Raw genomic sequence first — 21588 nt, 5'->3', positions numbered from 1 at the left:
GCCCAGAGGCTTGTGTGTCGCGAAAGCCACTTTCAGGACATCACCTGCGTGAGAGCGAGAGTCCGGATGTCGTCGAGGGATGGCAATGAAGGAATTGGGACGTTGAGTGCCGGTCACGCCCCGGGGCGGACGACCGAGTGGGGAAGATCCCGGACGTTGGACGGCCGGAATCTTCCCCACTCGCCCAAGACGACAGCCAGCATTAGCTTCACTGCCCCGCCTCCCTCACCAAAGTGGCTTTCGCGACACGTACCCAGACCCCTGGCCGAGCGGGAAGAAATGCCAACCCATTCCAACCCGAAACGCCACGCAGACGCTTCAAAGGTAAATGGCCGCCGGAGTTCCCCGATTCCCCGTCATCTGGTCCAGCGCCCATGCCCGTCCGAACTCGGCCAACGCGGGGCCCGACCAATACGCGGGAATACTGATCCCCTTCCACAGCGGCATCTTCGGCCCGCTCAGGGTTCCGTGACTGACCTGCACCTGGACCGCGCCTTCCACCCAGGTGAAGACGAAATGCGCGTACATGAACATCCACGCCTGCCTGCCCAGCAGATCACGCGCGAGCACCGGCCCTTCGGAGGGGTACGGCGCCGTGTAGATCACTTGCTTCCGACCGCTGCGGTAACTGATCTCCTGCGCCGTGACACCAGGAGGAAGCATTGAGGGTTCCACTCGATCAGTCCTCCACAATGGTGATCGTGCCGTGCCCGTCACAGCCGGAACAACCTTTTCCATCACAGTCGCCACAGACCGAAGTAAGATAGTTCATGATTTGAGAAAGTTAGCGAGCACGACGACACCCGGACAAGCCGAACGAAGCCACTCCATTCCGACGGATTACAAATCCGGAATTATTGCAGCAACGCAACGCATTCGACGTGGTGCGTCATCGGGAAAGCGTCGAAGGCGCGCAGATCCACCAGCCCGTATCCGTGCTCCTTGAACAGCGCGATGTCGCGCGCCAGGGCGGCCGGGTCGCACGCCACGTAGACGATCCGGTCCGGGGATCCCTCCACAATGGACTCCACGACGGCCTTGCCCGCGCCCTTGCGCGGCGGGTCGAGGACGACGACGTCCACCGGTTTGGGGGCATCGGCCAGCAGGTGTTCGACGCGGCCGGAGCGCCAGCGGACCTGCGGGAGGTCGGCCAGGTTCTCCTCGCCGTCGGCGACGGCACGCCGTCCGGATTCGATGGCCAGGACCCGTCCGCGCGGGCCGACCTGTGAAGCGAGCACGGACGCGAAGAGGCCGACGCCGGCGTACAGGTCCCAGGCCACGCCGTCGCGCGGTGCCTCGGCCCATTCCGCGACGACGGCGGCGAGCGCGTCCGCGGCGGCCGGGTGGACCTGCCAGAAGCCGTGGGCGTCCAGGCGCCAGTCGCGGCCGGCGGCGTGCTGTACGGCGATGCCGCCCGCCAGCTGCCGCGACCGGGTCTTCCCGTGGACCGTGGACAGGTCGCGAAGGTGCACTTGTCCCTCGCCGTCCTTGGTGACCTCGATTTCGCTGCCGGGCCGCCAGTTGCGCGACACGACGTCGTCGAGCGCGCCGGGGACGGTGATCGGGCAGTCGTCGACCGCGATCACGCGGTGACTGTGGTGCGCCCGGAAGCCCGCCTTGCCGTCCTTGCCCGCGACTAGCCGCACGCGGCTGCGCCAGTCCAGCGGGCCACCGTCGAGCGCCTCGACGACGACGTCGCGCTCGATCCCGGCGAGCCGCTTCAGCTGCTCCATGACCACGGCGGCCTTGAGTTCACGCTGATGCTTGGGCGTGGCGTGCTGCCAGTCGCAGCCGCCGCACTCCCCCGGCGCCGCGAGCGGGCACGGCGGCTCCACGCGTTCGGGGGATGCTTCGAGGACCTCGATCGCGTCGGCGCGGCAGAACGAGCCGCCCTTGTCCTCGGTGACCGTGGCCAGCACCCGCTCGCCGGGCAGCGCGTGCCGGACGAACACGACCCGGCCCTCCGTCCGGGCGACGCAGTGCCCGCCGTGCGCGACCGCGCCGACCTCCAGCTCGATCGTTCGTCCGAGCCAGGTGCCGGTCGACGCGTCCACACTCATTCTGCTTTTTCCTTGTTCTTCTCGGGTTGCTTGACGACCGGGGAGAAACCGCGCCGGACATCGCCTGCCGCCGGACGCGCCTTCCGGTCGCGTTTGATCGCCTTTTCCGACGATTCGAGCTGCCACGGCACGCTGGTCACCATGACGCCGGGCTGGAACAGGAGACGTCCCTTGAGCCGCAGCGCGCTCTGGTTGTGCAGGACCTGCTCCCACCAGTGCCCGACCACGTACTCGGGGATGAACACGGTCACCACGTTGCGCGGATTGTCGCCGCGGACGCGCTTCACGTAGTCCAGCACCGGTTTCGTGATCTCGCGGTACGGCGATTCGATCACCTTCAGCGGCACCTTGAAATTGTGGTCGTCCCATTCCTGGACGAGTTTGCGCGTCTCGACGTCGTCGACGTTCACCGTGACGGCTTCGAGGACGTCCGGCCGCACGGCCTTGGCGTAGGAGACCGCACGCAAGGTCGGCAGGTGCAGTTTCGAAATCAGCACGATCGCGTGGTTGCGCGAAGGCAATACCGCCGGTTTCCGGTCCATTTCGCGCAATTCCTCGGCAACCCGGTCGTAGTGCTTCCGGATCGCGGTCATCAGCACGTAGATCGCCACCATCGCCGCGATCGCGATCCAGGCGCCGAGGAGGAACTTCGTCACCAGCACGATGATCAGCACGGTGCCGGTCATGGTGAGGCCGATCGCGTTGACCGTCTGCGAACGCCGCATCCGTCGCCGCACCGTCGCGTCGGTCTCCCTGGCGAGCAGGCGGTTCCAGTGCCGGATCATGCCCGCCTGGCTGATCGTGAAGGAGACGAACACCCCCACGATGTAGAGCTGGATGAGCTTGGTGACCTCGGCGTCGAACGCGATGATCAGCACCAGCGCGAAGGCGGCGAGGAACAGGATGCCGTTGGAGAAGGCCAGCCGGTCGCCGCGGGTGTGCAGCTGACGCGGCAGGTAACGGTCCTGGGCGAGGATCGAGCCGAGCACCGGGAAACCGTTGAACGCGGTGTTCGCGGCCAGCAGCAGGATGATGCCGGTGGCGAAGGAGATGTAATAGAACGCGGGGGTGAAGTCGGCGAACACCGCCTGCGCGATCTGCGCGACGATCGTCTTCTGCTCGTAGCCCGCCGGAGTGCCGGTGAGCTGGGTTTCCGGGTGCTCGGCGAATTTGACGTCGGTGATGATCGCCAGCGTGATGATGCCGACCAGCATCGTCACCGCGAGCACACCCATCATCAGCAGGGTGGTCGCGGCGTTCTTCGATTTCGGCTTCTGGAACGCCGGGACGCCGTTGCTGATCGCCTCGACCCCGGTCAGCGCCGCCGCACCGGAGGAGAACGTGCGCAGCAACAGGAAGAAGAACGCGAAACCGGTCAAAGAGGCTTCTTCGTGCAATTGGAAGTCCGCGCTCTCGGCGCGCATGTCGGCGCCGGAGGCCGCCTCGATCAGGCCCCAGATCACCATGCCGAGGATGCCGATGATGAACCCGTAGGTCGGGATCGCGAACGCTTTGCCCGATTCGCGCACTCCGCGCAGATTCAACGCGGTCAGCACGACCACGATGATGACCGCGGCGATCACCTTGTGCTGCGCCACCCACGGAATGGCCGACCCGATGTTCGCCACGCCGGACGACGTCGACACCGCGACGGTGAGCACGTAGTCGACCAGCAGCGCGCTGGCGACGGTGAGACCGAATTTGCCGCCCAGGTTGGTGTTCGCGACTTCGTAGTCGCCGCCACCACTGGGATAGGCGTGCACGTTCTGCCGATAGGACGCCACCACGACCAGCATGACGAGCGCGACGGCGACGCCGATCCACGGCGCGAACGCGTACGCCGACAAACCGGCGACGCTGAGGGTCAGAAAGATTTCCTCAGGCGCGTAGGCGACGCTCGACAACGCGTCGGACGCGAAAATCGGCAGCGCGATGCGCTTCGGCAGCAGCGTATGCGAGAGGCGGTCACTCCGGAATGGACGTCCGAGGACGAGCCGCTTCAATACGGTCGGGAACTTCGACACCGCAGAAGACTAACGGTCCGCCCCCAAGGTAGGTTCGGCGCTGGTATGTCTGGGTACCTGCGGACGGGTGAACGTCCGACGACGAAGGAGGCAGGGCGTGCACGTGGTGATCATGGGATGCGGCCGGGTAGGCGCATCCCTGGCCGCGGCGCTGGAGCGGCTGGGGCACGAAGTCGCCATCATCGACAAGACCCAGCAGGCGTTCCGGCGGCTCGGCAGTGATTTCCACGGTCAGCAGGTGGTCGGCGTCGGTTTCGACCGGCAGGTGCTGATCGAGGCCGGGATCGAACGCGCGGGGGCTTTCGCGGCGGTGTCCAGCGGCGACAACTCCAACATCATCTCGGCGCGGGTGGCCAGGGAGAACTTCGGCATCGACAAGGTCGTCGCCAGGATCTACGACCACAAACGCGCGGCGGTCTACGAACGGCTCGGCATCCCGACCGTGGCGACCGTGCCCTGGACGACCGACAGGTTCCTGCGCACCCTGCTCCCCGACGGCGTCGCCTCGGAGTGGCGGGATCCGTCCGGCAGCGTGGCGTTGCTGCAGCTGCCGCTGAACGAGGGCTGGGTCGGGCACAGCGTGCGCGACCTGCAGGACACCACCGGCGCGCGGGTCGCGTTCATCATGCGGTTCGGCACCGCCGTCCTGCCCGACACCAAGGCCGTGATCCAGGCGGACGACGTCGTGTACGTCGCCGCGAAATCAGGCACTGTCAGCGACGTGACCAGCGTCGCCGCTCGCGAACCGGAAGAGGAGAACTGATGCGGGTCGCGATTGCCGGGGCCGGCGCGGTCGGCCGGTCGATCGCCGCGGAGCTGATCGACGGGCGCCACCAGGTGATGCTCATCGAACGCGAGGCCGACCAGTTCGAGCCGCACACCGTCGAGCAGGCGGACTGGGTGCTGGGCGACGCGTGCGAGGTCTCGATCCTCGAGGAGTCCGGGATCGAGGAGTGCGACGTCGTGATCGCCGCGACGGGCGACGACAAGGCGAACCTCGTGGTGTCACTGCTGGCGAAGACCGAGTTCGCGGTGCGCCGGGTGGTGGCGCGGGTCAACAACCCGGCCAACGAATGGCTGTTCAACGACGCCTGGGGCGTCGACGTCGCCGTCTCGACCCCGCGGATGCTCGCGGCGATGGTCGAGGAGGCGGTGAGCGTCGGAGATCTGGTGCGGCTGATGACGTTCCGGCAGAGCCAGGCGAACCTCGTCGAACTCACCCTCCCGGAGGAGACGCCGCTCGCGGGCAAGGCGGTCAGCGAGATCAACCTGCCGCGGGACGCGGCGCTGGTGACGATCCTGCGCGGCGACCGGGTGATCGTGCCGCAGCCGGAAGACCCGCTGGAGCCGGGTGACGAGCTGCTGTTCGTGGCGACGTCGGACGTCGAACCGGAGATCCGGACCGCGCTGGGCTATTAGTTGTCGACGGCGGGCGCCTGCGCGTACTTCGCGCGCAGGCGGGCCTCGACCTCTTCGTCGGTCTCTTCGCGCGGGGCCTCTTCGGCCTGCGCCTTGAGATGCTTGTCCGACCGCCGCACCGCCCAGACGACGGTGAGCAGGCCGAGCGCGTACAGCGGGTAGCCCATCGCGATCTTCGCGAAGGCCAGCCAGCCGGTGTAATCCTCGTCGTAGAGCCAGCGCTGGACGACGAACCGGGCACCGAAGATCAGCGCCATCGCGGCGGTCGCGATCGAGTAGGAGATCAGCGACTTCTTGTCCTTGCGCCACGCGTGGCCGCTGCCGTTGAGCGCGTTCCACACCACGCCGGCGAGCGGCCAGCGGACGACGATCGACAGCACGAAGACGCCGCAGTAGACCAAGCTCGTCCAGATGCCGAACAGGAAGAAGCCCTTGGCCGAACCGGTCCGGTAGGCGATGAACGCCGCGATCGCGACGCCGAAGAACCCGGAGATCGCGGGCTGCAGCGGCTCCTTGCGCACGATCCGCAGCACGGTGATCGCCACCGCGCTGCCCACCGCGGCCCAGATCCCCACCGTGAGCCCGAAGATCGCGTTCGCGATCACGAACACGATGACCGGCAGCGAGGAATAGAACAGTCCGGACAGCCCGCCCATCTGTTCCAGCAGGGTGGGCTGGGGCTTCTTGTCTTCGGTCTTCTCTTCGCCGCCGACGGGTTCAGTCACGATGCGGGATCAACTCACAGGGCTCTGAAGTTCGTAATAGGGGTTGTAAAGCACCTTCTGACCATCACGTTCGGCCATCCGGCCGCGCACCTTGATGGTTCGCCCGGGTTCGATTCCGGGGATCCGGCGGCGTCCGAGCCAGATTAGCGTCACACCCTGTGTGCCGTCGAACAGCTCGGCCTGCAGGGTCGCCGCCTCGTTGGTCGGGCAGAGCTCCACACTGCGGAGTCTGCCGAGCACCGTCACCTCTTGACCCGACCGGCAGTCGCAGGCGCGCTGCGCTCCGCCGGCCTCGGATTTTTCGGACAGATCGTCGGCGTCGAGATCCTCGACGTCGCTGGTCAGCTTGCGGACCAGCCGGCTGAAGTAGCCGCCGTCTTTGGCGGACATAACGGTGCTCCTGTGCTCCGGGGCCCCCGACTTGAACGGCCCGTGCGTAATCCAGCGTAACTGTGCTCGGACCAGGACAACGGGTTTGGGAGAAGATCGCAACGTGACCTCCGCTATTCCGCCTACGACGGCAGTAGTACTCCCCGGCACCGGGTCCGACGAAGTGTTCGTGCGCGCCGTGTTCGCCGGTCCGCTGCGGGCACTCGGCATCCGGTTGCTCGCCCCTCCGCCGCCCCCTGGCGAGCGGGTCGCGGAGGGCTATCTCGAGGAGCTGGACAGGCTCTCCGACGAGCATGGTCCGCTGCTCGTCGGCGGCATCTCGTTCGGCGCGCACCTCTCGGCGGAGTGGGCGGCACGGAATCCGGGCCGCTGCACCGGCCTGCTGGCCGCGCTCCCGGCCTGGAACGGTCCGGCCGGGCGAGCACCCGCGTCGCTCGCCGCGCGGCTGTCAGCGGATCTGGTGGCCGAAAACGGGGTCGACGGCGCGCTGGCGAAATCCTCCGACGGCGTCCCGGAGTGGCTCGCGGCGGAACTCGGCCGCGCGTGGCGGCGGCACGGCGACGGGCTGGCGGCGAGCCTGCGCACGGCGGCGGCCCATCCCGCGCCGTCGCTCGAAGACCTCGAGGGTCTCGACGTGCCCGTGGGGATCGGCGCGTGCGTGGACGATCCGATCCATCCGGCGGAGGTCGCCCGCGCCTGGGCGGACGCCCTGCCGCGCGCCGAGGTCGGCGAGTCGACGCTCACCGCACTCGGCGCGGACCGGGAGTCACTGGGCCGGGCGACCGTGCTGGCCTGGTTGAGGGCTGCGCGCCGCTAGCCCGGCACAGGCCAGCAGGCGATGCACGGTCTCCCCAAGGGCGCCCCGCGCCCGACGGAGACTTCACCCGTCGCGCGCCCTCTTTCGGGCCGAAGGCCCACGAAAACGCGATGAAGGGGCGCCCTCCACCCATAACGTGAGTTGCGAGCGGCCCAGCGCCCCTTCGACGCGCTTTTCGTCAGCGCGCGACAGACAAATCAGCCCTGCTGCTCGGCGATGTGCTGCGCGACGGCGTCGGGCAGCGTGATGGTCAGCGGGGTGCGGACCGGCATCGGCGCGTCACCGCGGTCGACGATGGTGTGCCGCACGATCTCCCGCAGCACGGCGGGCGCCTGCGACGCCTGCGACTGCGGCCCGGCGATGACGCCGCGGAGCATCCAGCGCGGGCCGTCGACCCCGACGAACCGCAGCGCGACGTCGCCGACGATCGCCGACAGCTCCAGCCCCCACTCCCCCATGCCGACCGAGACCTTGGCGCCGTCGGCCCGCAGCTGCTCGGTGAGCTCGGTGCTGACGTCCTTCCACAGGCCGCCGGACCGCGGTGCCGCGTAGCCGCTGACGGTGATCTGGCCCTGTTCGGTGACGACGTGCACCGCGCGGACGCCGCCGCTCTCCGGGTCCATCTCGACCTGGACCTGGGAACCGTCGGGCACCGGCACCTTCACCGAGCCGAGGTCGATCCTCGGGATGCCGTCCTCGGGCGCGTCGGCGAGGTCGAAGGGGCCGTCGGAGGTCTCCGACAGCTGCGACTCGATCTCTTCGTCGGCGTCGTCGGCAACTGGACGCTCGTCGACCTCGGGCGCGGCGTGCCGTCCGGTCGGCTTCGCGCGCTTGCGTCCGAAAATCCCCACTAGTTCTCCGTTCCTTCCCTGGCTCCGGCTCCCAGTGTGGCGTGTCCGCCCGTGGAGCCATACCCTCCCTCGCCGCGCTCGGACGGCTCGAGCTCGGCGACCTCGACGAACTCGGCCTGTTCGACCCGTTGCACGACCAGCTGGGCGATCCGGTCGCCGCGGGTGAGCACGACCTTCTCGGAGAGATCATGGTTGATCAGGCAGACGCGGATCTCACCGCGGTACCCGGAGTCGATCGTGCCGGGGGTGTTGACGACCGAGAGGCCGACGCGGGCGGCGAGACCCGAGCGCGGGTGGACGAAGCCCGCGTACCCGGGCGGCAGCGCGATCGCGACCCCCGTGCCGACCACGCCGCGTTCACCGGGCGCGAGCACGAGATCCGAGGTGGTGACGAGGTCGGCGCCCGCGTCGCCGGGGCGCGCGTAGGCGGGGAGGGGGACCGAAGGATCGATCCGGGAAAGCAGTACCTGAACGGTGGACACGGGCGGCGAGACTACCCTGAAGAGGTGGTTGAAAGTGTGAGCGCGGCCGAAGGCGGCGACGTCAAGCATTCAGAGCGGCTCTATGTCCCGTGGTGGGGCTGGCCGTTGCCGCTGCTGGGCGGCGGGCTGCTGGCGGCGGAGATCGACATGGGCTACCCCGGGCTCCGCGGATGGCTGCCGTACGTGGTGCTGATCCCCGCGGTGATCGCGCTGATGGTCTCGCTCGGCCGGTCTCGCGTCCGGGTGACCGGCGGCGCCGAGCCGGAGCTGTGGCTGCGCGACGCGCATCTGCCGCTCAAGTTCGTCGGAGACGTCGACGTCATCGACAAGGAAGCGAAGCGCAAGGCACTCGGCCGCGACGCCGATCCGGCGGCGTTCGTGCTGCACCGGGGCTGGGTCGGCCCGGTCGTGCGGGTCTGGCTCACCGACCCCGACGACCCGACGCCGTACTGGCTGTTCAGCACCCGGCATCCGGAGAAGGTGGCCGCGCTGCTCCGCCACCCCGCCTCGAAGTCCTAGACACAGAAAGGGGGCCGACCATCCGGTCGGCCCCCTTTGTTCCTGTTTCAGTCCCCGAAGCCCCTGTCGCGCCGTCCCCTGTGCCCGTAGGCTCAGGCGCAGTCACGGCAGATGAGCCGGCCGCCACTCTCCTCCGCGAGCCTGCTGCGGTGGTGCACCAGGAAGCAGACGGAGCAGGTGAACTCGTCGGCCTGCTTGGGCACGACCTTGACGGTCAGGTCCTCCCCGGAAAGTCCGGAGAGGTCCGCGCCCGGCAGCTCGAAGTTCTCGGCGGTCGCGTCCTCGTCGACGTCCACGACGCCGGACTGGTTTTCGTTACGCCTTGCCTTCAGCTCTTCCAACGAGTCTTCGGCCAGCTCGTCGGCTTCGCTGCGGCGCGGAGCGTCGTAGTCGGTCGCCATTAGTCCCTCACCCCTGCGATGCTTTCGATGTCAGATGGCCCGGACCCGCGAGCGCGCGGCTCGTGAGTCCTTCGTGCCGCTGGTTAACGTCCCAGCGCCCCTGTTTGTGCCCGGCTGGGCAGTGAGCGAGGTCTCTCTTTTGCGCCTCTTACTGCCGCCTGAGCCCGCGAAGGGTAGCTCACGTCGATACCGGCTCTGCAACGAGTCAGACATTGCTGCGATTACGTCACCCAACAGGGGGAACCCCGCTGTCAAGACGCCTGTCGTCCGAATGGGTTGCCCCCGCGTCGGGTACCTCACCCCTTGGGCCCGGCTGCTTGCCCGGAGTGGCCATCGCGTGGTGCTATCCGGAGGCCCGCGCCGATCATCCGCGCCGCAACGCATAGGCTGATCGGACACGATGGTGAGATGAAGCACCGTCCGGGGATCCGGGCTTTGGGGAAGGGACTGGCAGGTGGCGTCGGGGAACGGCATCGGGGACCGCGGGGCGAGGCCGTATCGCAAGCACAATCCGCTGCCCGCGCTCATCGTCATCGGGGTGATGGCGCTCGGCGCGGTGATCGTCTGGGTGAACGTCGTCGCGAGCAAGTCCGACGTCGACGCCAGGGTCCGCTGCGACCCGCCGCCCGTGCCGCAGCAGGGTGTCACCTACACGCCGCTGGCGCACAACGGCCTCGACGACCGCGCGCCGGTCCCGCCGGACAAGGTCGCCGTCCAGGTGCTCAACGGATCCCAGGTGCGCGGGCAGGGCGGCATCGTCACCAGCACGCTCCGGGAACTCGGTTTCTCCCAGATCGTCGAGCCGGACGTCGACCCTGCCTACAAGAACGCGGAAGCCAAGTGCCGCGGCCAGATCCGCTTCGGCGAGAACGGCGCCGCGGCGGCCCGCACGCTGAGCCTGGTGGTCCCGTGCGCCGAACTGGTCAAGGACAACCGCAAGGACGCTTCGGTCACGCTCACCACCGGCACCCTGCTCGGCGACATCCGCCCGAAGGCGGAGGCGCGCCAGGTCCTCGACCAGCTCACGAAGTGGTCGAAGGCGCAGCAGGGCAGCGGCGGCGGTGAGCAGTCCGCGGGCGGCGGTGCCCCGGTGATCGACCAGGCACTGCTGAAGGCCGCCCGCGAAGCCCCCTGCTGAGGCTCTCTCAAGCGCTATGAAAGGTCCTTTCCTTGCAAATTTTGCAAGGAAAGGACCTTTCATAGCATTCAGATCGTGCCCACACCCGAGTCGATGAGCGCCTGACGCAACGGCGCCGCGATCGACGGCGCCACCGCGAACGTCGCGTCCGGCCCCAGTTCCGTGTCCTCCCCCGGCAACGACACCCGAGCGCCCGCCTCGGCCGCGATGAGCGCGCCTGCGGCCCAATCCCAGTGCCCGAGGCCGTGTTCGACGTAGGCGTCCAGCCAGCCCGCCGCGACGGCGCACAGGTCGAGCGAGGCAGCCCCGTTGCGCCGGACGTCCCGCACCCGCGTCGCCAGTTCCGCGACGAACCGGGCCTGCTTCGTCCGCCGTTCCACCTTGTAGGCGAATCCGGTGCCGACGAGCGTCAGATCCAGCCGTTCCGGCGCGTTGACCGACAGCGGCCGCCCGTCGAGGAACGCGCCCTGCCCCCGCGCGGCGGTCCAGCGGCGCCCGCTGACCGGTTCGACGACGGCGCCCGCCACCGACACCCCGCCGACCTGCGCGGCCACCGACACGGCGAACCAGGGCAGCCCGTAGAGGAAGTTCACCGTCCCGTCGATCGGGTCGACCACCCACGTCACGCCGTCGCCGGCGACGCCCCCGCCCTCCTCGCCGAGCACGGCGTCGTCCGGGCGCAGTTCGGCGAGCCGGGCGCGCACCAGCCGTTCCGACTCGTGGTCCACGGCGGTCACCACGTCGGTGTCGGCGGATTTGGTGTCCACGCGCACCTCGCGGCCCGCGTTCATCCCGGTCCAGGCCTCGTGGACCAGTTCGGCGGCCTCGCCCGCGACACGCTCGGCGACACCCTTCAGCAACGTCTCGTCAACTCCCACGTCCGCCATGTCACCACATCCGGTTAAAGTCTCCGAGGCAGGCTTCTGAATCGTGCGAGAAGGGACCACGTCCGTGGTGGAGGCGACCCGAGGGTTCGGTATCGACATCGGCGGCAGCGGGATCAAGGGCGCGCTGGTGGACTTGGCGCAGGGACAGCTGATCGGCGACCGGATCCGCATCGACACGCCGAAGCCGTCGACCCCGGAGGCGGTGGCGGACGTCGTCGCCGAGATCACCGGCCAGGCGGGCTGGGACGGCCCGGTGGGTGTCACGCTGCCCGCGGTGGTCAAGAAGGGCGTCGCGCACACCGCGGCCAACATCGACCGCAAGTGGATCGGCACCGACGCCGACGCCCTGTTCGCCAAGCGGCTCGGCCGCGGCGTCGACGACATCGCGATGCTCAACGACGCGGACGCCGCCGGTATGGCCGAGATCCGCTGGGGCGACCCCGTGGCGCGGCGCGGCGTGACGGCGCTGCTGACCTTCGGCACCGGTATCGGCAGCGCGGTCTTCCAGGACGGCAAGCTCGTGCCCAACACCGAGTTCGGCCACATCGAGGTCGACGGTCACGATGCGGAAAAGAAAGCCGCGGCGTCGGTGAAGGACAACGAGGGACTCTCGTATCCCGAATGGGCGGAACGGGTGAACAGGTATCTCTCCGTGCTGGAAAACCTGATCTGGCCGGATCTGTTCATCGTCGGCGGCGGGGTCAGCAAGAAGTCGCACAAATGGGTCCCGCTGCTGGACATCCGCACCCCGGTGATCGTCGCGTCGCTGCAGAACAACGCGGGCATCGTCGGCGCGGCGGCCGCCGCGGCGGAGGGCATCGAGCACTGACGCGACCGCGCTGACATCCACCCCGCGGATGTCACTTCGGCGCGTCGCACGGCGTGTCGCGCCCGCCGGTCGGTGGTCCGCGCCGCGACGCTGTCACGTATCGTCGTTACAATGGAACACGGCCCCCGGCGGCGGCACTCACGAGAACGAGGGAAACCGCAGGCCGAGGGGTGTTCCCCGAAGTTTGAGGCAGCCGAGACCATCACGCCTCGGCTCGTCATGATCGACCGCTGCGAAAGGGCGTAAGTGGCAGCCGCAAGAACCGCAACCCGAAGCGGGACGAAGACAGCGACCGCAGCCGGCGAGCCGGCCGACGAGGCAGCCACCGACGCGGCGAAGCCCGCGGCGCGCAAGACCGCCGCCAAGGCGGCCGGCGCGAAGAAGGCCCCGGCGAAGAAGGCTCCGGCCAAGAAACCCACCACCAAGGGTGCCAAGACCGAAGACGGCGATCCGGAAGACGGTCCGGTAGAGCTCGACGAAGCCGACCTCGAAACCCCGGACCTCTCGGACCTCGAAGAGGTCGAGGTGGACGTCGTCGACGCTTCCGTCACCGAGGAGACGGACGAGGACGCGGAGTCCGAGGAGGACGTCGAAGAGACGCCCGCCCGCGGGCGCCGCACGTCGACCGACAAGAACGCCGGAAAGACCTCCGACAACCCGGACTTCGTCTGGGACGAGGAAGAGTCCGAGGCGCTGCGCCAGGCCCGCAAGGACGCCGAGCTCACCGCTTCGGCCGACTCGGTCCGCGCATACCTCAAGCAGATCGGCAAGGTCGCCCTGCTGAACGCCGAGGAGGAGGTGGAGCTCGCCAAGCGCATCGAGGCCGGGCTCTACGCCGCCGAGCGCGTCCGCAACGCCGAGGAGGAGGGCGAGAAGCTCGTCACCCAGATGCGGCGCGACCTCAAGTGGATCGTGCGCGACGGTGAGCGGGCGAAGAACCACCTCCTGGAGGCGAACCTCCGGCTCGTGGTCTCGCTGGCCAAGCGCTACACCGGCCGCGGCATGGCGTTCCTGGACCTGATCCAGGAGGGCAACCTCGGCCTGATCCGCGCGGTCGAGAAGTTCGACTACACCAAGGGCTACAAGTTCTCCACGTACGCCACCTGGTGGATCCGTCAGGCGATCACCCGCGCGATGGCCGACCAGGCCCGCACCATCCGTATCCCGGTGCACATGGTCGAGGTCATCAACAAGCTCGGCCGTATACAGCGTGAACTGCTGCAGGACCTCGGCCGCGAGCCCACCCCCGAAGAGCTCGCGAAGGAAATGGACATCTCCCCGGAGAAGGTCCTCGAGATCCAGCAGTACGCCCGTGAGCCGATCTCGCTCGACCAGACCATCGGCGACGAGGGCGACTCGCAGCTCGGTGACTTCATCGAAGACTCCGAGGCCGTCGTCGCGGTCGACGCGGTGTCGTTCACGCTGCTGCAGGACCAGCTCCAGTCGGTGCTGCAGACGCTGTCCGAACGTGAGGCGGGTGTGGTGCGGCTGCGGTTCGGCCTCACCGACGGCCAGCCGCGCACGCTCGACGAGATCGGCCAGGTGTACGGGGTGACCCGTGAGCGCATCCGGCAGATCGAGTCGAAGACGATGTCGAAGCTGCGTCACCCGTCGCGTTCGCAGGTGCTGCGCGACTACCTGGACTGAGCCCAGGGTTCACGGAAGACCCCGTCACCGTTTCGGTGGCGGGGTTTTTCGCGTCCGGTGTCGAATCGCGGCCCGCCCGTTCGACGCGTGGGTATGACGAAACCTCACGCCACCAAGAACCTCGACCGCTACGGATCCGCGGAACTCCCCTGGAGCCGCGCGCGGGACGTCCTCGCCGAGGACACCCCGACCGCCGACCTGACCTTCTTCGTGACCACCGTGCGTCCCGACGGACGTCCGCATTCGGCGGGCGTCGGCGCCGTCTGGGTGGACGACGTCCTGTACTTCAAAGGCGGGCCGGGCACCCGCCGGTCCCGCAACCTGGCCGCGAACCCGGCGTGCGCCGTTTCGGTGCGGCTGCGGGGAATCGACCTCACGATGGAGGGCGAGGCGCACCGGGTCACCGATCCGGCGACGCTGGAACGGGTCGCGGCGGTCTACCGGACGGGCGGCTGGCCCGCGACGGTGGAGGGCGACGCGCTCACCGCTCCCTTCAGCGCGCCCAGCGCGGGGGCGCCGCCCTGGTATCTGTACCGGCTCACCCTGCAGCGCGCGATCGGCGTGGCGGGCGCCGAGCCCCATGGCGCCACCCGCTGGGACTTCACCCCGTGAACCCAGCGGTCCGTGAAGGCCTCCTTGAGGGACTTGAATCAGCGCTGCGGTGCGAAGCGCCTCCGTTGAGGGTGGCGGCGGGGGCATGGATGGACCCTCAAGGAGGCCTTCACGGACTTGGGCGGGCTCAGGCGCGGCCAGTCAGGGTGGTCCACGGGACGTGGACGGTGACCCGCTCCCGGAGCTGTTCGTTCATCAGCCACAGTTCCCCCGTCGCCGGCCAGTACGACAGGTTCTGCGAGTTCACCGGCGCCCGGCCGCTCAGCCGCGACGTCGAGGTGCCGCCGACCCCGCCGTGCAGGCACGAAGGATGGTCACCCCCCACCCCGGCGTACTCGGGGCACACGCCGGTCATCACGAAATATCCGTTACGCGCCACCGCTCCCTGCATGCCCCACACCGGCGACACGAAGCCTTCCTTCGCGTGCACGGTGCCGTCGGCCGACACCTTGGGCAGCCCGGTCGCGCGGTCGAACGGCCACCGCAGCACCCGGCCGCCCGCCGCGTTCGGGAGGTGCTCCGAGGTCACGATCGAGCCGTCACCGTGGTCGAACGACATCGTCGCGAGACACGGCCGGATCCCGGGCGCGTTGGTGCAGGCACCGCCGCCGGGGTACCAGTAGGCGCCGATCTGCGGCATCGCGTAGTCGTAGAACGCCGCGTGGTACTTGCCGTCCGGGCCCTTGCCGACGACGCCGGAGCTGTCGTCGACCTTCCAGAAGTGCGTGGTGTCGAAGACCCGCACCACTCCCCCGGTGGTCGCGACGAACAGCCGGTTCCCGATCCACGTCATGCCGTGCCCGTGCCCTTGCACGACGGCGAAGTTGTCGTTCGACGTCGGTTCGACGAGCAGCACGTGCCGGTAGCCCAGCCCGGTCGCGTCCACAAAGGACAGACGAACCATGGTGTCGCCGGGAGTGTGCCAGGACGTCGCCACCACCCGTTTGCCGCCGACCTTCCCGGTCGCCGCGTCGGCGTCGCCGGAACCGGTCAGTCCCTGCGGGATCCAGTCGTTGGTCTTGTCGTCGTTGGCGTCTTCCCAGCAGAAACCCGCCGGGTTCAGCGCCGCCGCGAGATACGTGGCGTGGCACAGCGGCCGCGCCTTCCGGTTCGCCGACGACAGGATCTCCGGCAGCCCGCGTGCCGGAAGGTGGTTCTCCAGCGCGGCGATCCGGGCGCCGTAGGTGCCGAAGCTCGAACCGGAGGTCCAGCGGAAACCGTCGACCGTGGCCGCGTCCATCTTCGGGAAGGCGGCCGCGGCGGAGGCCACGCCCGGGATGAACGCGAACACCAGCAGGAGCGAAGCGAGAAGTCCCAGCCTCTTCATGCCCGCGAGCCTCCCGGCCGCGCGCATACTTTCGATACAAACCGCTTCAGGACACGGAAAGCCCGCGCTCGGCCAGGGATTCCTCGACGCGCAGCCGTTCGATCTCCCGGTCGAAACCCTCCGGCAGTTCGGCCAGCCGGTGCACCACCTCGACCTCCCGGCAGGCCTGGACGAGCAGCGCGTCGTACGCCTGCCTGGTGCCGTACCGGCGGACGGCGGAGGCGCCGGACGGAAGCTCCGCCAGCTGCCGGTGCACCCGGCGGAGATCGGCGGCGAGTTTCTCGATGGGCGGCCCGGCCGGGAGTTCGGGTCGACGGCGGCCGCGCCACCACCGCAGCCCGGCCGGCACCTTCAGCGCGCACCAGAAAAGAACCGAAGGCGCCACGGCGACCACGGCGTACAGCGCGACAGGCCCGATGGCCATGACTCATGGTAATCCCGCGCGGAGCACCGGAGAAACCGCGAATCCGGGCTATATTCGCGACTGTGCTGACCGAGGGCTACCGCTACCCGGACGCCGGCGACCACGTCACCGGTGTGTTCATCCGACGGCACGAACCCTACGACGGCTACTGGACGGCCAGCGAGGACCGCGCGCTCGGGAAGGTCGCCGAACGGCTCACCGAGATCCTCCCCCCGCGCGAGCGGGTCAAGGCGCTCGACGCCGGCTGCGGCGAAGGCCGCCTTCTCCCCTGGCTCGCCCGGTTCTCCGCCGACGTCACCGCCGCGGATCCCGACCCGGACCGGCTGGCCAAGGCACGCGAGACCGTCGTCGAAGACACCGAGTTCTCCTTCGCCGTCTCGCCGATCACGGATTTGGACGGCGGCCCGTACGACCTCGTGATGTGCAGTCACGTCATCCAGCACGTGCCGACGCCGGACGTCGGACCGATCCTGCGGCGGCTGGCCGGGATCACCGCGCCCGGCGGCGTACTGGTGCTCGCCTACAGCCGGTCGCCGATCGGGCAGGGCACGTTCAGCCTCGACAGCGTCGAAGCAGGCGACGAAGTCCGCTCACGCCGGGTATCGCGCGAAGAGTTCGACCAAGCACTGCAGGACGGCGGCCCGGCGCTCCCGGTGCGCCATCTGGACCCGGCGGAGATCGCCGCCGACGCGGCCGAAGCGGGCTGGCGCACCGAGTGGGAATGGACGTACCACGTCCTCGACGATCTCGGCCCTGCCGACGAGCACATCGACCGCGACGAACTCGTCAACGCCTCCGGCCCGCTGCGCCGCCATCTCGGCCGGGACCTGATCACGGTGCTGCGCCGCCCATGACCGCGGTGCTCCTCACCTTCGCGTGGGCGGTCCCGCTGTCGGAGCGGGAGGCCGGGAAGGTACTGGACGGCGGACGGGACCGCGGCCTGCTGGCCCACCTCGACGGGAAACTCGGCGACGAGTGGACGGCGGCGGAGAATTTCCTGGCCAGTTACACGACACCACCGCGAAGACGGGTGCTGCGCAAACGCAGGCTCGCGATCCGCGTCGGCGAGACCGGCCTGCCGTGCGAACTCGTCGTCACCTGGCATCCCGCCTACCACGCGATGACGCTGGTCCTCGCCACCACGATCACCGGCGCGGCGGCGGACGGGCCCTCCGCCGAGTTCGACCTCGCCATCGCGATCCTGCAAAGCCTTCAGGGCCGGGAGACGTCGAACGGGGAGAAAGGGCTGCACGGCCGCTACGGCGAGAAGACGTTCCCTTCGCTCCTCAAGGCCGTCACCCACGTCTTCGAGGACCTGACCAGGGGTTGCGACCTCTCCGAAGGGCTCGGCCGCAAGGGCTGGTGCGTCGAACTGCGGTCCCACGACGGGCATCCGCCCGCCCAGCGGGTCGCCGCCGATCCCCGGCCGTTCTACGGGATGGCGACCAGCGACGAGGGCTGGCGGTTCGTGCCCCGCGAGGTCGCCAGGGACGCGCTCGGCCCGTCGTGGGGCACGCGGTCCTTCGTCGCCGCGTACACGATGGCGGGCGGGATCGTCTGCCTCAACAGCAAGGATTCCGAATACGTCGAGCACCAGGCCGAGCTGATGCGCGGCCCGTTCGGCGACGCCGAACCGTATTTCGGCATCGACAGCGAGATCGGCGGGCTCGACCACGGGATGCTCTTCATCCTCGAACGCGTCCTCATCCGGATGGCGCTGGCCGACCAGTGGCTGGCGTCGATGAAGCAGACCGGGAGCCGCACCCGGCTGCTGCGCGGCTCGCTCGACGACATCCTCGAAATGCTGCATTCGGTGCTGCCGCCCGAGATCGATTCCCTGGAGCGCCGGCTGGTCACCAGCATGGGCGTGGAGCGGATCATCGCGCAGCTCGACCGCCAGGCCGAGGCGATGGACGAGGAGACCAGGTACGCCTACGAGAACACGGTGAGCGCGCGGGTCACGCGGCTCACCGTGGTGACCGTCGTGCTGACGGTCGTCACCATCGTCCTCGGGGTCCTGCAGGTGCTCGTCTCACTCTGACCGGCGCCCCTTGCGGGCGCGTTCGGCGAACAGCACCGCCACGCCCGCGGCCACCATCAGCGCGCTCGCCACCACGTGCATCCCCGGCGGGAGAAGGTGCAGCTGGACGAACCAGCTCGGGTTCGTACTCCCCAGCAACCGGTTGATCAGTCCACCACCGCCCTGCACCAGCAGCAGGATCCCCAGCAGTTCGATCATCGTCGTGCCCCTTCCCCGACCCGGTCCTTGGGTGAGAACTCCTGCCACAGCGGCCCCGTGGCGAACCAGATGGCGGTCACGACCCCCAGCCGTGGCAGCCAGCCCCACAACGGGTCGGCCTGCGCGGTGCCGCCCGCCATGACGATCAGCAGGAGCAGCACCCCGGCGGCCAGCCCGCAGGCCAGCACGCATTTGAACCAGTCACGCCATTCGGCGCGCCGCTGCTCCCGGCCCCTCGGCTTGGGCGGCGGTGGCGGCCCGCCCGCGAACCGGTGCGCGAACCGCACGTCGGCCCACTTGATCATCGAATGCCCGAACACCACGCTGAAGCCCAGGTACACCGCGGCGAGGCCGTGCACGAAGTTCGCCGTGGCCCCGTTGCGCAGATCGATCACCGTCGCGACCAGCACGACGACGTCGATCACCGGGGTCAGGAGCAGCAACGCGACCCCGGTGCGCTTGAGCTTGAGCGGATAGCGGGCCACGAGGCCGGCGAGGATGGCGACCCAGAAGCCGATCTCCCCGCCGGCGATCACGGCCGCCATCGGGTTTTCCGCGATGAAGTCCCAGATCTTGTTCACGAACCGAGTCTGGCTCGTGAACCGGGGAGGCCGCGTCGGCGAACGGCACGAGATCATCGTCATCAGTTCGTAGGACCCCGTGACCGGTGCCGGTGTGCTGGGATGGAACGGTGCCCACGTTCGTCCCGCGCCTGAACCACCTCGCCGAATGGAAACAGGACCTCGTCATCGCCTTCGGCACCTGGGTCCTCGGCGTGCTCGTGTACCTCAGCGGGATGCACGTGCTGCTCGGCGGCAAGGACGACACGCCGCTGTGGATCCGGCTGACCGAGCTGACCGTGTTGTGCCTCCTGCAACTGCTGCGCCGCAAGGTCCCTTTAGGACTGCTGTGCGGGCTCGTCGTCCTCGGCGTGGACGTCGCGCTCGGTCCCTCGCTGCCGATCTTCGTCATCTTCACCGACTTCCTCTACGCGACGACGCTGTACGGCTCACGGCGCGTCAGCCGGGCGATGATCGGTGTCGCCGCGGTCGGGACGCTCGCGGCGGTCTGCCTGGCGCTCCTCTTCTCCGCGCAGTGGCGTACGGCGATCCTCATCGCGTTCGCCTTCCTGCCGTTCCTGGTCACCCCGGTGTGGTGGGCGGCCAACGTCCGTCAGCAACGGGACATCGCCGACAACGAGCGGGCGAACGCGGTGCAGCTGGCCACGATCGGCGAGCTGGACCGGAAGGCCGCCGTGGCGGGGGAACGGTCGAAGATGGCGCGGGATCTGCACGACGTCATCGCCGGGCATCTCTCGGCGATCGCGATCCAGTCCGAAGCCGCGTTGTCCATGGCCACCGCCGACCCGAAGCTGTCCAGGAAGGTGCTGGAATCGGTGCGGGAGAACAGTGTCAGCGCGCTGGAGGAGATGCGCGCGATGATCGGGCTGCTGCGCGCGGACACCGAGATCGAGCCGACCGCGCCCGCCCGGCTGGCCGAACTGTCCAAACTGGTCGAATCGGCGCGGGCGAGCGGGCTGGCGGTCGAACTCGGTGCCGTGCCGGAGCGGTCCTCCGACCTGCCCGCCGCGGTCGACCTGACCGCGTACCGGATCGCGCAGGAGGCGCTGACCAACGCGATGAAACACGCGCCCGGCGGGCGGGCCGTCCTCGACATCCGGTCGAGCGGCGGCATACTCACCGTCGAGGTGCGCAATGATCTTCAGCCGGGCCGCCCCGGCGACGGCGGGACCGGTCTCGGCCTGCTGAACATGCGGGAACGCGCCGCCGCGGTGGGCGGCACCTTCACCGCCGGGCCGTCCGGCGGCCGCTGGCTGGTCCGCGCCGAACTGCCTCTGGAGGGGTCTTGAGCGACGGGAACATCAGGGTGCTGGTCGCCGACGACCACGGCGCGATCCGTGCCGGGCTGATGATGATCCTCGGCAACGCCGAGGGTATCGAGGTGGTCGGCGAGGCCGCGGACGGTGCCATCGCCGTCCGCCAGGCGAAGGCGCTGAAGCCGGACGTCGTGCTGATGGACGTGCGGATGCCCGGCGTCGACGGCATCGCGGCCACGCGGGAACTGACCGCGGAGGGGTTGTGCGAGGTCCTCGTTCTCACCACCTTCGATCTCGACGAGTACGTCCACGCCGCGCTGCGGGCGGGCGCGGCCGGGTTCCTGCTGAAGTCGGTGGAGGCGTCACGGCTGATCGAGGCGGTGAAGCTGGTCGCGGCGGGCGAAGGAGTGCTCGCGCCGCAGGTCACGCGGAAGCTGATCGCCGCGTTCGCCGCCGGGACCCGTGAACCCTCCGTCGCCCCCGCCGGGCTCGAAGACCTGACCGAACGCGAACGCGAAGTGCTGGCGTGCCTGGGCGGTGGCCTGTCCAACGCGCAGATCGGCACGCGGCTGCACATCGGCGAGACGACGGTGAAGACGCACGTCTCCCGGGTGCTGACGAAACTGGGGCTGCGGTCGCGGGTGCAGGCGGCGATCCTGGCGCAGGAGAACGGTGTCGTGCTGGAGGGGTGAACTTCCACCACGACTGTCGCGCGTGGGCTGAAGGCTCCCTTCACCGCGTCTGATGCGGCGAAAGCTCCCTTCGCCTCCGCCGGATACGGGGTCGTGGTCGGAAGTCCGTGAAGGCCTCCTTGAGGGACTCTGGGTCCCTCAAGGAGGCCTTCACGGACTAGGGCGTGTCCTGTAAGTCATTGGAGCCAGAGCACGATCGCGGCGATGGTGAGTTCGGCCTGGTAGTAGGCGGCGCGTTTGGCGTAGCGGGTGGCCAGGTCGCGGAACT

The 21588-nt window shown here is 69.1% G+C and carries 25 protein-coding genes; 12 read left to right on the top strand and 13 right to left on the bottom strand.

What is annotated here, in order from left to right:
• Positions 1 to 318: 318 nt before the first annotated feature.
• The 3 genes from ACSMFO_RS36905 to ACSMFO_RS36895 form a co-directional block, all read right to left on the bottom strand.
• Positions 319 to 663: a hypothetical protein gene (locus ACSMFO_RS36905; protein ID WP_235213379.1), complete on the bottom strand. Its 345-nt coding sequence runs from the start codon at positions 661 to 663 to the stop codon at positions 319 to 321.
• Positions 664 to 854: 191 nt separating this feature from the next.
• On the bottom strand, positions 855 to 2060 hold the full coding sequence (locus ACSMFO_RS36900) for a class I SAM-dependent RNA methyltransferase (RefSeq protein ID WP_073846890.1): 1206 nt from the start codon (positions 2058 to 2060) through the stop codon (positions 855 to 857).
• A complete protein-coding gene (locus ACSMFO_RS36895) occupies positions 2057 to 4084 on the bottom strand; it encodes an APC family permease (RefSeq protein ID WP_038515796.1) in 2028 nt (675 codons plus the stop codon). The genes ACSMFO_RS36900 and ACSMFO_RS36895 overlap by 4 nt, the downstream gene beginning before the upstream one ends.
• A 97-nt stretch (positions 4085 to 4181) precedes the next feature.
• On the opposite strand from ACSMFO_RS36895, the gene ACSMFO_RS36890 reads away from it, so the two are divergent.
• A complete protein-coding gene (locus tag ACSMFO_RS36890) occupies positions 4182 to 4847 on the top strand; it encodes a potassium channel family protein (RefSeq protein ID WP_016332962.1) in 666 nt (221 codons plus the stop codon).
• Positions 4847 to 5503 (top strand): potassium channel family protein, encoded by a 657-nt coding sequence (locus ACSMFO_RS36885; protein WP_016332961.1) that lies wholly within the window; start codon positions 4847 to 4849, stop codon positions 5501 to 5503. The genes ACSMFO_RS36890 and ACSMFO_RS36885 overlap by 1 nt, the downstream gene beginning before the upstream one ends.
• Here the strand turns inward: ACSMFO_RS36885 and ACSMFO_RS36880 are convergent.
• On the bottom strand, positions 5500 to 6228 hold the full coding sequence (locus ACSMFO_RS36880) for a DUF3159 domain-containing protein (RefSeq protein ID WP_350583994.1): 729 nt from the start codon (positions 6226 to 6228) through the stop codon (positions 5500 to 5502). The genes ACSMFO_RS36885 and ACSMFO_RS36880 overlap by 4 nt on opposite strands.
• A gap of 9 nt (positions 6229 to 6237) precedes the next feature.
• A complete protein-coding gene (locus ACSMFO_RS36875; protein ID WP_034316985.1) occupies positions 6238 to 6618 on the bottom strand; it encodes an OB-fold nucleic acid binding domain-containing protein in 381 nt (126 codons plus the stop codon).
• A gap of 103 nt (positions 6619 to 6721) precedes the next feature.
• Between ACSMFO_RS36875 and ACSMFO_RS36870 the strand changes: the two genes are divergently transcribed.
• Positions 6722 to 7435: an alpha/beta fold hydrolase gene (locus ACSMFO_RS36870; protein WP_436462156.1), complete on the top strand. Its 714-nt coding sequence runs from the start codon at positions 6722 to 6724 to the stop codon at positions 7433 to 7435.
• Between the two features lie 197 nt (positions 7436 to 7632).
• Here ACSMFO_RS36870 and ACSMFO_RS36865 read toward each other — a convergent pair whose 3' ends face one another.
• Together ACSMFO_RS36865 and dut are read right to left on the bottom strand one after the other, a co-directional pair.
• Entirely contained in the window at positions 7633 to 8286 is a 654-nt protein-coding gene (locus ACSMFO_RS36865) for a DUF3710 domain-containing protein (RefSeq protein WP_037343736.1), read from the bottom strand.
• Positions 8286 to 8768 carry a dUTP diphosphatase gene (gene dut / locus ACSMFO_RS36860; RefSeq protein WP_007033571.1) on the bottom strand — a complete coding sequence of 161 codons (483 nt, stop codon included), beginning with the start codon at positions 8766 to 8768 and terminating at the stop codon, positions 8286 to 8288. Before dut ends, ACSMFO_RS36865 begins: the two co-directional genes overlap by 1 nt.
• 24 nt (positions 8769 to 8792) lie before the next feature.
• Between dut and ACSMFO_RS36855 the strand changes: the two genes are divergently transcribed.
• Positions 8793 to 9287 carry a DUF3093 domain-containing protein gene (locus tag ACSMFO_RS36855; RefSeq protein WP_051972591.1) on the top strand — a complete coding sequence of 165 codons (495 nt, stop codon included), beginning with the start codon at positions 8793 to 8795 and terminating at the stop codon, positions 9285 to 9287.
• 92 nt (positions 9288 to 9379) lie between these two features.
• Here the strand turns inward: ACSMFO_RS36855 and ACSMFO_RS36850 are convergent, their stop codons facing one another.
• The gene (locus ACSMFO_RS36850; RefSeq protein ID WP_005164528.1) at positions 9380 to 9688 is read right to left on the bottom strand and encodes a DUF4193 domain-containing protein; all 309 of its coding nucleotides are present in this window, start codon (positions 9686 to 9688) and stop codon (positions 9380 to 9382) included.
• A 454-nt stretch (positions 9689 to 10142) separates the two neighbouring features.
• Between ACSMFO_RS36850 and cei the strand changes: the two genes are divergently transcribed.
• Entirely contained in the window at positions 10143 to 10826 is a 684-nt protein-coding gene (cei, locus tag ACSMFO_RS36845; protein WP_436462155.1) for an envelope integrity protein Cei, read from the top strand.
• Between the two features lie 68 nt (positions 10827 to 10894).
• Here the strand turns inward: cei and ACSMFO_RS36840 are convergent, their stop codons facing one another.
• Positions 10895 to 11713, bottom strand: coding sequence for an inositol monophosphatase family protein (locus tag ACSMFO_RS36840; protein ID WP_436462154.1), 819 nt, complete (start codon positions 11711 to 11713; stop codon positions 10895 to 10897).
• A gap of 67 nt (positions 11714 to 11780) precedes the next feature.
• Here ACSMFO_RS36840 and ppgK point away from each other — a divergent pair, with 67 nt between their 5' ends.
• The 3 genes from ppgK (at position 11781) to ACSMFO_RS36825 (ending at position 14801) form a co-directional block, all read left to right on the top strand.
• Positions 11781 to 12542, top strand: a complete 762-nt coding sequence (ppgK, locus tag ACSMFO_RS36835) for a polyphosphate--glucose phosphotransferase (protein WP_436462181.1) — start codon at positions 11781 to 11783, stop codon at positions 12540 to 12542.
• A 246-nt stretch (positions 12543 to 12788) separates the two neighbouring features.
• Entirely contained in the window at positions 12789 to 14189 is a 1401-nt protein-coding gene (locus ACSMFO_RS36830; protein ID WP_436462153.1) for an RNA polymerase sigma factor, read from the top strand.
• A 93-nt stretch (positions 14190 to 14282) separates the two neighbouring features.
• Positions 14283 to 14801 (top strand): pyridoxamine 5'-phosphate oxidase family protein, encoded by a 519-nt coding sequence (locus ACSMFO_RS36825; RefSeq protein ID WP_436462152.1) that lies wholly within the window; start codon positions 14283 to 14285, stop codon positions 14799 to 14801.
• A 127-nt stretch (positions 14802 to 14928) separates the two neighbouring features.
• Here the strand turns inward: ACSMFO_RS36825 and ACSMFO_RS36820 are convergent, their stop codons facing one another.
• Both ACSMFO_RS36820 and ACSMFO_RS36815 read right to left on the bottom strand, forming a co-directional pair.
• On the bottom strand, positions 14929 to 16128 hold the full coding sequence (locus ACSMFO_RS36820; RefSeq protein ID WP_436462151.1) for a hypothetical protein: 1200 nt from the start codon (positions 16126 to 16128) through the stop codon (positions 14929 to 14931).
• Between the two features lie 46 nt (positions 16129 to 16174).
• Positions 16175 to 16552, bottom strand: a complete 378-nt coding sequence (locus ACSMFO_RS36815) for a hypothetical protein (protein WP_073846885.1) — start codon at positions 16550 to 16552, stop codon at positions 16175 to 16177.
• 62 nt (positions 16553 to 16614) lie between these two features.
• Here ACSMFO_RS36815 and ACSMFO_RS36810 point away from each other — a divergent pair, with 62 nt between their 5' ends.
• Complete coding sequence (locus ACSMFO_RS36810) at positions 16615 to 17406, top strand: class I SAM-dependent methyltransferase (RefSeq protein ID WP_038515816.1); 792 nt, start codon at positions 16615 to 16617, stop codon at positions 17404 to 17406.
• Complete coding sequence (locus ACSMFO_RS36805; protein WP_038515819.1) at positions 17403 to 18593, top strand: hypothetical protein; 1191 nt, start codon at positions 17403 to 17405, stop codon at positions 18591 to 18593. Before ACSMFO_RS36810 ends, ACSMFO_RS36805 begins: the two co-directional genes overlap by 4 nt.
• Here ACSMFO_RS36805 and ACSMFO_RS36800 read toward each other — a convergent pair.
• Positions 18585 to 18791, bottom strand: coding sequence for a hypothetical protein (locus ACSMFO_RS36800; RefSeq protein WP_038515822.1), 207 nt, complete (start codon positions 18789 to 18791; stop codon positions 18585 to 18587). The genes ACSMFO_RS36805 and ACSMFO_RS36800 overlap by 9 nt on opposite strands.
• A complete protein-coding gene (locus ACSMFO_RS36795; protein WP_436462150.1) occupies positions 18788 to 19372 on the bottom strand; it encodes a hypothetical protein in 585 nt (194 codons plus the stop codon). Before ACSMFO_RS36795 ends, ACSMFO_RS36800 begins: the two co-directional genes overlap by 4 nt.
• 110 nt (positions 19373 to 19482) lie before the next feature.
• Between ACSMFO_RS36795 and ACSMFO_RS36790 the strand changes: the two genes are divergently transcribed.
• Both ACSMFO_RS36790 and ACSMFO_RS36785 read left to right on the top strand, forming a co-directional pair.
• Positions 19483 to 20661: a sensor histidine kinase gene (locus ACSMFO_RS36790; RefSeq protein ID WP_436462149.1), complete on the top strand. Its 1179-nt coding sequence runs from the start codon at positions 19483 to 19485 to the stop codon at positions 20659 to 20661.
• Positions 20658 to 21320: a response regulator gene (locus tag ACSMFO_RS36785; protein WP_038515832.1), complete on the top strand. Its 663-nt coding sequence runs from the start codon at positions 20658 to 20660 to the stop codon at positions 21318 to 21320. Before ACSMFO_RS36790 ends, ACSMFO_RS36785 begins: the two co-directional genes overlap by 4 nt.
• Positions 21321 to 21588: the final 268 nt, after the last annotated feature.

Source organism: Amycolatopsis sp. w19, from assembly GCF_051373225.1.
GTDB lineage: Bacteria > Actinomycetota > Actinomycetes > Mycobacteriales > Pseudonocardiaceae > Amycolatopsis > Amycolatopsis japonica.
This window is presented reverse-complemented; position numbering and strand designations above follow the sequence as displayed.